10 protein-coding genes are annotated in these 13,920 nt (G+C 68.2%); 6 read left to right on the top strand and 4 right to left on the bottom strand.

Translation table 11 applies throughout. The features are described from left to right. Positions 1–21: 21 nt before the first annotated feature. On the bottom strand, positions 22–2,823 hold the full coding sequence (gene glnE, locus BCEP18194_RS09250; RefSeq protein ID WP_011351017.1) for a bifunctional [glutamate--ammonia ligase]-adenylyl-L-tyrosine phosphorylase/[glutamate--ammonia-ligase] adenylyltransferase: 2,802 nt from the start codon (positions 2,821–2,823) through the stop codon (positions 22–24). Between the two features lie 227 nt (positions 2,824–3,050). Between glnE and BCEP18194_RS09245 the strand changes: the two genes are divergently transcribed. From BCEP18194_RS09245 to tldD, 3 genes are all read left to right on the top strand, one after another. Then, positions 3,051–7,250: a YhdP family phospholipid transporter gene (locus tag BCEP18194_RS09245; RefSeq protein ID WP_011351016.1), complete on the top strand. Its 4,200-nt coding sequence runs from the start codon at positions 3,051–3,053 to the stop codon at positions 7,248–7,250. A gap of 63 nt (positions 7,251–7,313) precedes the next feature. Further along, positions 7,314–8,141: a carbon-nitrogen hydrolase family protein gene (locus tag BCEP18194_RS09240; RefSeq protein ID WP_011351015.1), complete on the top strand. Its 828-nt coding sequence runs from the start codon at positions 7,314–7,316 to the stop codon at positions 8,139–8,141. A gap of 86 nt (positions 8,142–8,227) precedes the next feature. Continuing rightward, on the top strand, positions 8,228–9,694 hold the full coding sequence (gene tldD / locus BCEP18194_RS09235; protein WP_011351014.1) for a metalloprotease TldD: 1,467 nt from the start codon (positions 8,228–8,230) through the stop codon (positions 9,692–9,694). Positions 9,695–9,804: 110 nt separating this feature from the next. Here the strand turns inward: tldD and BCEP18194_RS41615 are convergent, their stop codons facing one another. Further along, the gene (locus tag BCEP18194_RS41615; RefSeq protein WP_167316011.1) at positions 9,805–10,098 is read right to left on the bottom strand and encodes a hypothetical protein; all 294 of its coding nucleotides are present in this window, start codon (positions 10,096–10,098) and stop codon (positions 9,805–9,807) included. On the opposite strand from BCEP18194_RS41615, the gene aroG reads away from it, so the two are divergent. The 3 genes from aroG (at position 10,097) to BCEP18194_RS09220 (ending at position 11,947) form a co-directional block, all read left to right on the top strand. After that, positions 10,097–11,170 carry a 3-deoxy-7-phosphoheptulonate synthase AroG gene (gene aroG / locus BCEP18194_RS09230; RefSeq protein ID WP_011351013.1) on the top strand — a complete coding sequence of 358 codons (1,074 nt, stop codon included), beginning with the start codon at positions 10,097–10,099 and terminating at the stop codon, positions 11,168–11,170. The genes BCEP18194_RS41615 and aroG overlap by 2 nt on opposite strands. Positions 11,171–11,291: 121 nt before the next feature. Next, on the top strand, positions 11,292–11,561 hold the full coding sequence (locus BCEP18194_RS09225) for a type II toxin-antitoxin system Phd/YefM family antitoxin (RefSeq protein WP_011351012.1): 270 nt from the start codon (positions 11,292–11,294) through the stop codon (positions 11,559–11,561). Next, positions 11,558–11,947 (top strand): type II toxin-antitoxin system VapC family toxin, encoded by a 390-nt coding sequence (locus BCEP18194_RS09220; protein WP_011351011.1) that lies wholly within the window; start codon positions 11,558–11,560, stop codon positions 11,945–11,947. The genes BCEP18194_RS09225 and BCEP18194_RS09220 overlap by 4 nt, the downstream gene beginning before the upstream one ends. A 74-nt stretch (positions 11,948–12,021) precedes the next feature. Here the strand turns inward: BCEP18194_RS09220 and hmpA are convergent, their stop codons facing one another. Further along, positions 12,022–13,230 carry an NO-inducible flavohemoprotein gene (gene hmpA, locus BCEP18194_RS09215; protein ID WP_011351010.1) on the bottom strand — a complete coding sequence of 403 codons (1,209 nt, stop codon included), beginning with the start codon at positions 13,228–13,230 and terminating at the stop codon, positions 12,022–12,024. A 92-nt stretch (positions 13,231–13,322) separates the two neighbouring features. Next, positions 13,323–13,874 (bottom strand): cob(I)yrinic acid a,c-diamide adenosyltransferase, encoded by a 552-nt coding sequence (locus tag BCEP18194_RS09210; RefSeq protein ID WP_011351009.1) that lies wholly within the window; start codon positions 13,872–13,874, stop codon positions 13,323–13,325. Positions 13,875–13,920 lie beyond the last annotated feature (46 nt).

Genomic DNA, 13,920 nt, shown 5'->3' with positions numbered 1-13,920 from the left:
GCACCGCATCGAACGGCCGTTTCAACTATCCGTTTCAACCGCCCCGAACACGCGCGTCCACAGCGCCGTCACGGCCGCGCGCTCGTCGGCCACCACGGCCGGATCGACCCGTGCCTTCTCCATCCCGTCGAGCCGCAGCTTGTGCTGCAGCTTCCGGTACTTGCGGTACGCCGCCCCGACCCGCTCGGCCTCGTCCTCGCCCATCAGCCCGAAGCGCGCAACCTCGCGCAGCAGCGCGATATTGCCCGTATTGCGGATCAGCTCGGCGTCGCTCGACGCGTGCAGCAGCACCCAGTACTGGACGATGAACTCGATGTCGACCATTCCGCCGCGATCGTGCTTCAGGTCGAACAGCTCGGTCTGGTTCGGGTGGCCGGCGAACACCTTGCCGCGCATGTCGACGATTTCCTTCGCGAGCACGCCGCCGTCGCGCGGCGTCGTCAGCACCTGCTGGCGGATCGCCTCGAAGTCCGTACCGATCTGCGCGTCGCCCGCGCTGTAGCGGGCACGCGTCAGCGCCTGGTGCTCCCAGACCCACGCGGTATTCGCGGCATCGCCCTCGCGCAACTGGTAGCGGCGGAACGCGTCGAGATCGGTGACGAGCAGCCCGGCCTCGCCGTTCGGCCGCAGCCGCAGGTCGATGTCGAACAGCGCGCCCGCCCCGGTCGCGGTGGTGAGCCACGTGATCAGGCGCCGCGTGAAGGTCGTGTAGACGTCGGCCGAGCGCTCGTCCGCGTCGTCGTACAGGAAGATCAGGTCGAGATCCGATGCGTAGCCGAGCTCCTTGCCGCCCAGCTTGCCGTACGCGATCACCGCGAACTTCGGCACGTCGCGATGGCGCTTCGCGAGCTGCGACCAGACGACTTCGATCGTCACGTCGAGTACCGCGTCGGCCAGCTCGGACAGCCGGTCGCTCACGTGCTCGACCGACAGTTGCCCGGCCAGATCGATCAGCAGGATCCGGAACACCTCCGCGTGCTGTGCGTGCCGCAGCAGGTCCATCTGTTGCTCGGGGCCGTCGGCCGCGGCGAGGCGCGCACGCAATGCGTCCTTGAACGCGGGCCAGTCGAACGGGCTCGCGATCGCCTCGTCGTCGAGCAGTTCGTCGAGCAGTTGCGGGTGGCGGATCAGGTAGCCGCCGCCCCAGCGCGTCGCGCCGAGCACCGACAGCACGCGATCGAGCGCGGCCGGATATTCGGTCAGCAACGCGAGATAGACACCGCGCCGGCTGACCGTCTCGAGCAGGTCGAACAGGCGCACGACCGTATCGTCGCGGCGCGCGGCATCGATCTTCGGCGCGGCCTCGAGCGCACGCTGCGCGACGCTGTCGAAGCGCTGCCGGCTCTTTTCCGGCAGGCCCGTGTAGCGGGACGACTGCCAGATCGCGCGCAGCCGGGTGAGCACCGCGGCCGGATCGGTAAAGCCGAGGCCGTCGAGACGCGCGACCAGTGCGTCGTCCTCGCCGTCGTCGGCCAGCGCGCCGCTCCAGATCCACGCGGCCGCGGTATCGTCGCCCGCCGCACACGAGCCGCCGCCCACCTTGTCGGCAAAAATCTCGTGGAATTGCGCTTCGACGAACGTGCGATGGCCGTCCAGCACCGTCATCAGCGCCGCGTAGTCGGCAAAGCCGAGCGATGCGGCCAGCGCCGCGCGTTCGTCCGGCTCGACCGGCATCGCGTGCGTCTGCGCGTCGTTGCGGTACTGCAGCCGGTGCTCGAGCGTGCGCAGGAAGTTATAGGCGTCGGTCAGGCGCGCGCGCACATCCTCGCCGATCAGCCCGCGCGCCTGCGCATGACGCAGCACCGCGAGCGTCGGCCGCACGCGGAATTCCGCATCCTGACCGCCGCGGATCAACTGGAACACCTGCGCACTGAACTCAATCTCGCGGATCCCGCCGCGCCCGAGCTTGATGTCGTCGGCCTTGTCGGGCCGCATCGACGCGCGGCGCGCGGCTTCCTGCCGGATCTGCTGGTGCAGCGAGCGGATCGCGCCGATCACGCCGAAGTCGAGATAGCGGCGGTACACGAACGGCTTGACGATCGACTCGAGCTGCGATTCCAGCCGCTGCGCCGCGTCGCTGTCGCCTTCCGACACGAGCCGCCCCTTGATCCACGCATAGCGCTCCCACTCGCGGCCCTGTACGTAGAAATACTCTTCGAGCATGCCGAGGCTGCAGACGAGCGGCCCCGAATCGCCGTTCGGACGCAGTCGCATGTCGACACGAAACACGTAGCCGTCGGCGGTGACTTCCGACAACACGCCGATCAGCCGCCGGCCGAGCCGCGTGAAGTATTCCTGCGTGGACAGCGGCGAACGCGCGCCGCCGGTCGTCTCGCCGTCGTCCTCGTAGACGAAGATCAGGTCGATGTCCGACGATACATTCAGCTCGCGGCCGCCGAGCTTGCCCATCCCGACCACGCCAAGCACGACGCGCTGGCCGTCGGCGCTGCGCGGCTCGCCGTAGAGCGCCTCGAGCTCGGCCGACAGCAGCGCGAGCGAGCGCTGCACGGCCACTTCCGCGAGATCGGTCATCGCACCCGTCACCTCGGTGACGTCCGCCAGCCCGCGCAGGTCGCGCTCCGCCACCGCGCCGAATGCCTCGGCGCGCAGTTGCCGCAGTGCGCGCTTCAGTTGGTCCTCGGTCGGCGCGGCGGTGCCGGCCGGCGTTGCCAGCAGTTCGGTGAGGCGCGCGTCGAGCTGCGCGCGACCGAGCGGCGCGGCAGCCCACGCGGCGACTTGGTCGGCGAGCGCGGGTCGCGCGGCGGCCGCGCGGGCCAGGTAACGGGAATAGGACGTGCAGATCAGGGCGGAAGCGTCGGTCATCGAGAAGCGGGCCTGGCGGAAAGGCCGGCCGGCCCGGGAAACGCATGCGCGCCCCGCTCCCGACCGGCCCTGTAGACTCGGCGCGGCATCGCGGGGCAGGTGCGCCCGTCGCGAAACCGCGCGCCGGAAAGCCCGTGCCGCGCTGCCGCAACGGCCGCCGGCACGAACCCGTGTGATACATTTCAACGTCAGTCTGCAAAACTACCATATCGCCGCCCGTCCGCCGCATGTCCGACCGTCAGGAATCCGCCGTAGCTGCGCCCGAAGCGGGACCTCCGAAGCACGATCATCCGGTCTTGCGTCGCGTGTTCAGGGTGACGCTGGCAGTCGGGATCGGCACCTACTTCGTCGCGTCCGGCGCGCTCCTCGGGCTGCGCTACGTTCTGCTGCCCCGCATCGACGAATTCCGCCCGCGCATCGAGCGCGCGGTGTCCGACAAGCTCCACGCGCAGCTTTCGATCGGCAAGCTTTCCCCGAACTGGTCCGGCATGCAGCCGGGCGTCGAACTCACGAACCTGACGATCCGCGGCCATGACGGCAAGGTCGCGCTGTCGGTGCCGCATGCGACGGCCGCGCTGTCGTGGATGTCGCTGCTGCGGCTGTCGCCCGCGCTGTCGAGCCTGATCGTCGACCAACCCGACCTCGTCGTCGCTCGGGCGGCCGACGGCTCGCTGAGCATCGCGGGCGTCGGCGTGGCAACCACCCACGGCGGCAACGACACGTTCGGCACCTGGCTGCTGAAGCAGGAGGCGATCGTGCTGCGCGGCGGCACGCTGCGCTGGCGCGACGCGCAGCATGACGCACCGGAGCTCGTGCTGTCGGGCATCCGGCTTGCGGTGCTCAACAACGGCCGCGTGCACAAGGCCGCGCTGCAGGCGCCTGCCAACGGCACGCTGCTGCTCGGCCCGCTCGATTTCCGCGCACGCTTCAGGCACAAGCCGCTCGCGCCGGTCGGCAAGCCGTCGAACTGGGCGGGCGACGCGTACCTGTCGACGGGCCCGGTGGACCTGCAGACGCTGGCGCGCTACCTCGACGTGCCGCTCACGATCCACGCGGGCCGGATCGACAACGCGATCTGGGCCACTTTCAGCGACGGCCACCTGCACTCGGCGGGCGGCGACCTGCAGGGCGCGGACGTCGCACTGCGCGTGCGCCCGACGCAGCCGCGGCTCGACGTGCCGACGGTCGGCTTCGGGTGGGACATGCAGCTCGACGCCGGCCACGACTACACGCTGCACCTGACGCGCTTCAACGCGGAGCTCGGCCAGCCGCCGCTGCCGGACGGCACGCCGCTTGCCCGCTCGCTTGCGCTGTCGACGCTGACGGCCCGTTACCGCGTGCCGACCGTGAGCCAGGGGCAGTTGTTGAGCGTCGTCGGCGACCGCGTCGATCTCGGCATCCTCAGCGAGTTCATTCGCGGGCTGCCGCTACCGGCACGCCTGCGCAACGAGCTGATCAAGATCGACCCGCGCGGGATGGTGTCGAACTATCACATCGAGGTCGAGCGCGCGAAACCCGCGCATGCCGATCTCGCCGACGAGGAGCGGCGCACGGGCGCCGCGCCGATCGTTCGCTACCGCTTCCTCGGCGATCTGCAAGGCATCAGCTTCGCCGCGCAGGAACCGCCTCCCGGGCTCTCGCCGCGCGGTCACCCGCGCGCCGGCTGGCCGGGCGTCGAGAACCTGTGGGGCCGTGTCGATGCGAACGAGACGGGCGGCTCCGCGCATTTCGACACGGTCAATGCAGCCGTCACGGTGCCCGGCGAATTCGACGAGCCGCGCCTGACGTTCGACCGGCTGCGCGGCAATGCGAAATGGACGATCACGCCCGAGCCCGGCGACAAGCACGCGCGCGTCGACGTCTCGCTGCCCGACCTGCTCGTCTCGAACCCCGACGCCGAAATCGCAGTGTCCGGCTCGTACACGAACCCCGGCCACGGGCGCGGCTCGCTCGACCTGCGCGCCGATTTCGCCCGGGCGTCGGTGGCCCGCATTCCGCGCTACCTGCCGACCGGGATGTCCGAACACCTGCGCGACTATCTCGGCCACGCGCTGCAGGACGGCCAGGTGACCAAGGGCGCGTCGATCGTCGCCCGCGGCCCGCTCGAGAAATTCCCGTTCGAACACGAGCCGGACGCCGGCGTGTTCCACATCGTCGCGCCGTTCACCGGCGGCCGCTTCGAACCGACGCCGTACCCGCCGCGCAAGCTCGCGAACGGCACGCCGAGCGTCTGGCCGGCGCTCGATGGGATCGACGGCGTGTTCGAACTCGCGCAGAACAAGCTGCGTTTCGACATCCACCGCGCGCACTACAAGCGCGTCGCGCTGACGAAGGTCGCCGGCCGCATCGACGATCTCGGCAATCCGACCCACTCGCCGCTCATCATCGACGGCCATGCGCAGGGCCCGCTGGCCGACCTGATCGACTACGCGGACAACAGCTCGCTCGGTACGATGAGCGGGCATATCGGCCAGCGGATCGATGCGCAGGGGCCCGCGTCGCTTGCGCTCAAGATCACGATTCCGCAGCACGTCGCGCATCCGCATACGCACATCGAAGGCGCGCTCGCGTTCGGCGGCAACACGCTGACGACCAACGGCGTGCCGCCGCTGTCCGCACTGCGCGGCAGTGTCCGGTTCACCGAGGCCGGCGCGTCGCTGCACGACCTGTCGGGGCGCTTCCTCGGCGGCCCGGTGCGCGCGAACGGCAACTTCCAGTCGCACGGGCCGTACACGGTGGACGTCGACGGCCGGCTCGCGCTCGACGCCGCGCGCGGCCTGAACCTGCACGGCCCGGCCGCCGCGCTGCTCGAGCACGTGGTTGGCGACGCACCATACAAGGTCGCCGTGCGCGGCGCGCCGGGCCGCCTGCCCGATATCAGCGCGCATTCCGACCTGACCGGCGTCGCGCTGAATTTCCCTGCGCCGTTCGCGAAAGCGGCCGGCACGCCGATGCCGTTCAGCTTCACGCTGCAGCCGGCGCCGCAGGCGGACGGCAAGCGCCTTGAGCACGCCGACCTGACGCTCGGCCCCGTGTCCGCGACCTACCTGCTCGACGCAACGCGCGGCCAGCCGCTGCGCGCGGTGCGCGGCGCGATGGGCATCCACCGGATGCCCGACATGCCGCAAGACGGCGTGAGCGCGGCCGTCGACGTGAACGAACTGGACGCCGATGCGTGGCTCGCACTTGCCCATACGCTGAAGTCCGAGACGCCGCGCGCGCAGGAGCCGCAGGGCGCGCCGCGCGTCGATTTCGCCAGTTTCGCGCCGAAGCGCTTCGCGTTCCATTTCGGCACGCTGAAGCTGCTCAAGCGCAACTGGGAAAACGTGATCGTCGGCGCGTCGCACATCGACGAGCTGTGGCAGGCGAACATCGCATCGAACCAGGTATCGGGCTACCTGTCGTGGGCGCCGGGCGGCGGCCACAACGGTGCGGGCGTGCTGAACGCGCGGCTCGCGAAGCTCGTGATCCCGGACAGCGCGCAGCACGATCTCGTCGGCCGCGCGATGAACCTGCCGACGCCGACCGACCGCCCGATGCCGTCGATCGACCTGATCGTCGACCAGGTCGTCGCACGCAACCACGACATCGGCCGCCTCGTCGTCAACGCGCGCAATATCGACGAAGCCGGCACGCCGGTCTGGCAACTCGACAAGCTGGAGCTGTCGAACCCGGACGCGAAGCTGACGGCGACCGGCAACTGGCGCACGTCGCGCCGCGCGCTCGCCCGCGGCACCGACGAGAACGACGCACCGCGCCGCACCGTGTTCGACTTCAAGCTCGACATCGGCAACGCGGGCGCACTGCTCGACCGCGTCGGCCTGCCGCGCACGCTGGCGGACGGCCATGGTTCGGTTACCGGCAAGGTCGGCTGGCGCGGCGGCCCGACCGCGCTCGACTTCCCGTCGCTCGGCGGCCAGATCGCGCTCGATCTCGAACACGGCCAGATCCTGAAGGTCGATCCGGGCGCGGCAAAGCTGCTCGGCGTGCTGAGCCTGCAGAGCCTCGCGCGCTTCCTGACGCTGAATTTCCGCGACGTGATCGGCAAGGGGCTGCCGTTCGACAAGATCACCGGCACCGGCCAGATCTCGAACGGGATCGCCCGCACCGACGACTTCTCGATGATGACGGGGCCCGCGAATGTCACCGTGCGCGGTGCGGTCGATCTCGGCACCGAAACGCAGGACCTGCACGCGCACGTCGCGCCGAAAATCAGCGCGGGTGCCGCCGCGATCGGGGCGGCTATCATCAACCCGCTGCTCGGCGTCGGCGTGCTGGCCGCGAACTACGCGCTGTCGGAGACGCTGTCGCGCGCGTTCGCGCTCGACTACGCGATCACCGGCTCGTGGGCACACCCGCACATTGAGCGGGTGCGGGGCGATCAGGGTAAGATGAATCACGGTCCGGCCGATGCGGCGAACCATTGAGCCACATGCCGAACCGCGCACGGTGCCGGGCCGCACCCCATTTATGACGCAACCGATCCCGCGATGACCGACCACACCCGTTCCGCCACGCCCTTCCAGGTCGCCGCGCTGCAGATGGTGAGCACGCCGGACGTCGCGCGCAATCTCGCCGAAGCCCGCCGCCTGATCGCGGAAGCCGCCGGCGAAGGCGCGCAGCTCGTGCTGCTGCCCGAGTATTTCTGCTTCATGGGCCACCGCGACACCGACAAGCTCGCGCTCGCCGAACCCTACCAGGACGGCCCGATCCAGCACTTCCTCGCGGACGCCGCACGTCGCCACGGCATCTGGGTGATCGGCGGCACGCTACCGTTGAAGGCGCCGGAGCCCGATCGCGTGCTCAACACGACGCTCGTGTTCGATCCGTCCGGCAACGAAGCCGCGCGCTACGACAAGATCCACCTGTTCAACTTCGAGAAAGGCGACGAGTCGTTCGACGAGGCGCGCACGATTCGCGCGGGCGATACGGTCGTCGCGTTCGACGCGCCGTTCGGGCGGGTCGGCCTGTCGGTCTGTTACGATCTCCGCTTTCCGGAGCTGTATCGCAGGCTGGGTGACTGCGCGCTGATCGTCGTCCCGTCGGCGTTTACGTATACGACGGGCCGCGCGCACTGGGAAACGCTGTTGCGCGCGCGGGCCGTCGAGAACCAGTGTTACGTGCTCGCGGCCGCGCAAGGCGGCAAGCACGAGAACGGCCGGCGCACCTGGGGCCACAGCATGCTGATCGACCCGTGGGGCGAGATAGTCGCGGTCCGCGACGTGGGCGCCAGCGTCGTGCTCGGCGCGATCGATCCGCAGCGCATCGCCGACGTGCGCCAGAGCCTGCCCGCGTGGCGGCACCGCGTGCTCACCTGATTCCGGCCGCGCCGCTTGAAACGCCGCGCGGCCAACCCATCTGCCCAGAAGCACCCGACAACTTTTTGAGAAACCCCGATATCCGCATGAACATCATCGAACCCGGCATCCGCAACCTCGCGCTGGCGAAGGACATCCTGCTCACGCCGTACGGCCTCGACGAAAGCCTGCTCACGCGCACGATCGCCGACATCTTCACGCATCGCGTCGACTATGCGGACCTGTACTTCCAGGCGACCCGCAGCGAAGCGTGGAGCCTCGAGGAAGGCATCGTCAAATCGGGCAGCTTCAGCATCGACCAGGGCGTCGGCGTGCGCGCGGTCGCGGGCGACCGCACCGCGTTCGCGTATTCCGACGACCTGTCGCCGGAAGCGATCGCGCAAGCCGCTGCGGCCACCAAGGCGATCGCAGCAGCCGGCGGCGGCCGCCAGAAGATCAAGGCGGCGACGTCGCTGAAAGGCATCTCGGGCCGCGACCTGTACCTGCCGTCCGATCCGCTCGCATCGCTCGACGCGACGGCCAAGGTCAAGCTGCTCGAGCGCATCGAGCAGATGGCACGCGGCCGCGACCCGCGCATCACGCAGGTGATGGCAGGCCTCGCCGGCGAGTACGACGTCGTGCTGGTCGCACGCAGCGACGGCGCGCTCGCGGCCGACATCCGCCCGCTCGTGCGCGTGTCGGTCACGGTGATCGCCGAGCAGAACGGCCGTCGCGAGATCGGCTCCGGCGGCGGCGGTGGCCGCTTCGACTATGGCTACTTCACCGACGACGTGCTGTCGCGCTACGTCGACGACGCCGTGCATGCGGCGCTCGTCAACCTCGACGCCCGCCCCGCGCCGGCCGGCGCGATGACGGTCGTGCTCGGGCCGGGCTGGCCGGGCGTGCTGCTGCACGAAGCGATCGGCCACGGCCTCGAGGGCGACTTCAACCGCAAGGGCTCGTCGGCATTCGCGGGCCGGATCGGCGAGCGGGTCGCCGCGAAGGGCGTGACCGTCGTTGACGACGGCACGCTGCCGAACCGCCGCGGCTCGCTGAACATCGACGACGAAGGCAACCCGACGCAGTGCACGACGCTGATCGAGGACGGCATCCTGAAGGGCTACATCCAGGACACGCTGAATGCGCGCCTGATGAAGATGCCGGTCACGGGCAACGCACGGCGCGAGTCGTACGCGGCACTGCCGATGCCGCGCATGACCAACACCTACATGCTGAACGGCGACAAGGATCCGCAGGAAATCATCGCATCGGTGAAGAACGGCCTGTACGCGGTGAACTTCGGCGGCGGCCAGGTCGACATCACGAACGGCAAGTTCGTGTTCTCGGCGTCCGAGGCGTACATGATCGAGAACGGCAAGGTCACCTACCCGGTGAAGGGCGCGACGCTGATCGGCAGCGGCCCCGAATCGCTGAAGGACGTGAGCATGATCGGCAATGACATGTCGCTCGACTCGGGCGTCGGCGTGTGCGGCAAGGAAGGCCAGAGCGTGCCGGTCGGCGTCGGCCAGCCGACCCTGCGGATCGACAGGATGACGGTCGGCGGTACGGCATAACCGCATCTCGGCGCAGACATTCCGCGCATTTTGAAGAAAACGCGCGGAATGTCCGCATTTTCGACGTTTCCCGGTTGCCAGCCGCCCGGCGACGGGGTATAAATTCCGAATCAACTTTTTTGACGAACCGAATCTCCGTCATGTCCGCCAAGTTTTACTTTTACTTTTTTTGGTATCTCAGACCGCTGGCGGATCGAGAGGGTTGATGGCGCGTAAAGCGCAACCGAAATTCCCGAAAAAACCGCCGGCGAACCCGGCGGTTTTTTTTCGCCCTTCGCCACCCGGTCGCCGCCGCTGCGGTCCCGCGGCCCCGACCGAAACCACTGAATCGCTTGAATTGATGAATCTGCCGCACGCCCACTCGCACTGACCGAACGGCGCCCGGAACCAAGGAGAAACAGCATGCCCCCGCACAACACCGACGACGTCCGCATTCGCGAACTCAAGGAACTGACGCCGCCCGCCCACCTGATCCGCGAATTCGCGTGCTCCGAAGCCGCGTCCGAGCTGATCTACAACTCGCGCCAGTCGATGCACCGCATCCTGCACGGGATGGACGACCGGCTGATCGTCGTGGTCGGGCCGTGCTCGATCCATGACACGAAGGCGGCGATCGAGTACGCGGGCCGGCTGGTGAAGGAGCGCGAGCGCTTCAAGGGCGAACTGGAAATCGTGATGCGCGTGTACTTCGAGAAGCCACGCACGACGGTTGGCTGGAAGGGCCTCATCAACGATCCGCACCTCGACAACAGCTTCAAGATCAACGAGGGGCTGCGCACCGCGCGCGAGTTGCTGCTGCAGATCAACGAGATGGGCCTGCCGGCCGCGACCGAATACCTCGACATGATCAGCCCGCAGTACATCGCCGACCTGATCTCGTGGGGCGCGATCGGCGCGCGTACGACGGAATCGCAGGTGCACCGCGAGCTCGCGTCGGGGCTGTCGTGCCCGGTCGGCTTCAAGAACGGCACCGACGGCAACGTGAAGATCGCGGTCGACGCGATCAAGGCCGCATCGCAGCCGCACCATTTCCTGTCGGTGACGAAGGGCGGCCATTCGGCGATCGTGTCGACGGCCGGCAACGAGGACTGCCACGTGATCCTGCGCGGCGGCAAGGCACCGAACTACGACGCGGACAGCGTGAACGCCGCGTGCGCGGACATCGGCAAGGCCGGCCTCGCCGCGCGCCTGATGATCGACGCGAGCCACGCGAACAGCTCGAAGAAGCACGAGAACCAGATCCCCGTCTGCGCCGACATCGGCCGCCAGATCGCGGCCGGCGACGCCCGCATCGTCGGCGTGATGATCGAATCGCATCTCGTCGAGGGGCGCCAGGACCTGAAGGAAGGCTGCGAGCTGATCTACGGCCAGAGCATCACCGATGCGTGCATCGCGTGGGACGACAGCGTGAAGGTGCTCGAAGGCCTCGCGGAATCGGTGAAGGCGCGCCGCGTCACACGCGGCAGCGGGAACTGACGGAGCAAACGGGCTGGCCGCATGCCCCGCCTGCCGGCGGGTTGGCCATGCGGCCAGCGTGCGGTCGTCATCTCGCTCTGCTAGACTAGCTAACGTTATCTAGCTAACCATCGGAGTGACGATGCCGACCGTCAACATGCACGATGCCAAGTCGCGGCTCTCAAGCCTCGTCGAAGCGCTTGAATTGGGGCGCGAGTCGGAAGTCGTGATCGCCCGCAATGGTCATCCGGTTGCGCGAATCGTTCCTTACGCGGCGCCGAAGCGGATCGGCGCCGCGCGTCAGTTGCTTGCCGGGCTGAACATCCCGACAACCATCGAGGCGTTCAATGCCGGTGACGAATCGATCGCCACCGACTTCGACGCCAGTTCGGAACAGGGGCTCGCACCGTGAAGCTTCTGCTCGATACTCACATCGCGCTATGGGCGGCTGAAGGCGCGCCTCAACTTTCGGCGACCGCGGCCGCGTTGATCGAGCATCCCGAAAACACGCTGTACGTCAGCGCCGCATCCATCTGGGAAATTGCGATCAAATACCGCAAAGGCAATCTGCCCGTTCATCCGCGCGATGCACGCTCGGCGTTCCGGCTCGCAGGTTTTGCCGAGTTGCCGATCAGCAGCGATCACGTCGAAGGCGTCGCTGCGTTGCCCGATTTTCCGGATCATGCCGATCCGTTCGACCGCGTGATGGTCGCGCAGGCGCTCCATGAAGGCATGCCGCTCGTCAGCGCCGATCCGAAAGTGTGGCGCTATCATGCCACGCTGATGCTGCGCGCCTGACGCCGTATGCACGCAACAAAAAAGCCCGGCTCACGCCGGGCTTTTTCATTGGCCGGAGGCAATCCTCCCGTGCATCACTCGAGCGCGCCCGAACCAAAGATTTCGGTGTTCACGCGTTCCGGCGCGACGCCGAGTGCGACGAGCGCGTCACGCTGCGCCTTCATGAACCCGATCGGGCCGCAGATGTAGTAATCGGCATCCGGCACCAGCGCGTATTGCTGCACGCGTTCCGGCGTGAGGCGCCCTTCCAGGTCGTAGTCGATGCCGGCGCGATCGTTCGGGCCGACCAGTTCGTACAGCACCGTGCGCTTGACGTTCGCATGGTCGCGCACCGTATCGTTCAGCCAGTCGCGGAACGCATGCACCGCGCCCGAGCGGCACGCGTGGACGAACCGCACTTCGCGCTGGCTGCCCTCGGCGATCAACGTCGACGCCATCGACATCATCGGCGTGATGCCGACACCGCCGGAGATCAGCACCACCGGCGTCTCGACGCCACGCTTCAGCGAGAATTCGCCCATCGGCGCGGTCACCTCGACGATCGCCCCCTCCTCCACACCGTCGTGCATCAGCGTCGACACCTTGCCGGCCGGAATGACTTCCGGCTTGCCGGCCTCGCGCTTCACCGAGATGCGCAGCCACTTGCCGTGCGGCGCGTCGGACAGGCTGTACTGGCGCGGCTGGTCGACGCCGAGATCACCGACGAAGCGCTTCACCGTGATGTACTGGCCGGGCTCGAACGTCGGCGCCGCGCCGCCGTCGGCCGGCGTCAGGTAGAACGACGTGATCTCGTCGCTTTCGCGCACCTTGCGCTCGACCTTGAACGGGCGGAACCCGCTCCACGCGGCGCCCGCGTACAGGTCGGCCTCGACGCCGATCAGGATCTGCGCGAGCTGGCCGTACGCGACGCGCCAGGCCTCGAGCGTTTCTGCATCGACCGCGTCGCCCAGCACTTCGACGATCGACGCGAGCAGGTTCTCGCCGACGATCGGGTAATGCTCGGGGCGGATGTTCAGGCTCGCGTGCTTGTGCGCGATCTTGGTCACTGCGCCGCCCAGCGCGCCGAGATTGTCGATGTTCGCCGCATACGCGTAGACGGCCTTCGCGAGCGTTTCCGGCTGGCTGCCCGTCTTCTGGTGCGTCTGGTTGAACAGGTTCTTCAGTTCCGGATGGCGCGCGAACATGCGCTGGTAGAAGTGCTTCGTGATCGTCGCGCCGTGCACGGCGAGGACAGGGGCAGTGGCCTTCACGCGAGCCATCTGGTCAGCGGTGATGTGGGTCATGTTCGTTCTCCGTTAAACATGCACATACGATACATCTTTAAAAATGGATGCCCCTTGGGCAAATTGTCGCAGTGCGGAAAAGGGGCAAAACGTCAGCGGACCCGGCCGCGCTCCCACAGCACGTCCGAGCCGCCGTCGGTGCGGTTCAGCACGCGCGCCAGCACGAACAGCAGGTCCGACAGCCGGTTCACGTAGCGCCGCGGCGCATCGTTGAGTGTCTCGGTGCGCCCGAGCGCGACGATCGAGCGCTCCGCGCGGCGGCACACGGTTCGACACACGTGCGCGAGCGACGCCGCGCGCGAGCCGGCCGGCAGGATGAATTCCTTCAGCGGCGGCAGCGTCGCGTTGTAGTCGGCGAGCCACCGGTCGAGACGCGCGAGATGCGTGTCGTCGAGCACGGTATGGCCGGGAATGCACAATTCGCCGCCGAGATCGAACAGGTCGTGCTGGATCGTCACGAGCGCCGAGCGGATCTCGTCCGGCAACGTTTCGGCGAGCAGCACGCCGAGGTTCGAGTTCAGTTCGTCGACGTCGCCGATCGCGGCGATCCGCGTGTCGTCCTTGCCGATGCGCCGGCCGTCGCCGAGTCCGGTGGTGCCATCGTCGCCCGTGCGCGTGGCGATCTTGCTCAAGCGGTTGCCCATGCGAATGTCCTCTCGTGCGCGGCCGCGACGCGGCCCGGTTGTGTTC

It is taken from the genome of Burkholderia lata, assembly GCF_000012945.1.
Taxonomy (GTDB): Bacteria; Pseudomonadota; Gammaproteobacteria; order Burkholderiales; family Burkholderiaceae; genus Burkholderia; species Burkholderia lata.
The sequence above is the reverse complement of the archived record's forward strand: the minus strand, read 5'-3'. Positions and strand labels throughout refer to the sequence as shown.

Excerpts from the sequence above, each read along its gene's own strand:
- glnE (WP_011351017.1), bottom strand. The coding sequence starts at position 2,823 with ATGACCGACGCTTCCGCCCTGATCTGCACGTCCTATTCCCGTTACCTG.
- BCEP18194_RS09245 (WP_011351016.1), top strand. The coding sequence starts at position 3,051 with ATGTCCGACCGTCAGGAATCCGCCGTAGCTGCGCCCGAAGCGGGACCT.
- BCEP18194_RS09240 (WP_011351015.1), top strand. The coding sequence starts at position 7,314 with ATGACCGACCACACCCGTTCCGCCACGCCCTTCCAGGTCGCCGCGCTG.
- tldD (WP_011351014.1), top strand. The coding sequence starts at position 8,228 with ATGAACATCATCGAACCCGGCATCCGCAACCTCGCGCTGGCGAAGGAC.
- aroG (WP_011351013.1), top strand. The coding sequence starts at position 10,097 with ATGCCCCCGCACAACACCGACGACGTCCGCATTCGCGAACTCAAGGAA.
- BCEP18194_RS41615 (WP_167316011.1), bottom strand. The coding sequence starts at position 10,098 with ATGCTGTTTCTCCTTGGTTCCGGGCGCCGTTCGGTCAGTGCGAGTGGG.
- BCEP18194_RS09225 (WP_011351012.1), top strand. The coding sequence starts at position 11,292 with ATGCCGACCGTCAACATGCACGATGCCAAGTCGCGGCTCTCAAGCCTC.
- hmpA (WP_011351010.1), bottom strand. The coding sequence starts at position 13,230 with ATGACCCACATCACCGCTGACCAGATGGCTCGCGTGAAGGCCACTGCC.
- BCEP18194_RS09210 (WP_011351009.1), bottom strand. The coding sequence starts at position 13,874 with ATGGGCAACCGCTTGAGCAAGATCGCCACGCGCACGGGCGACGATGGC.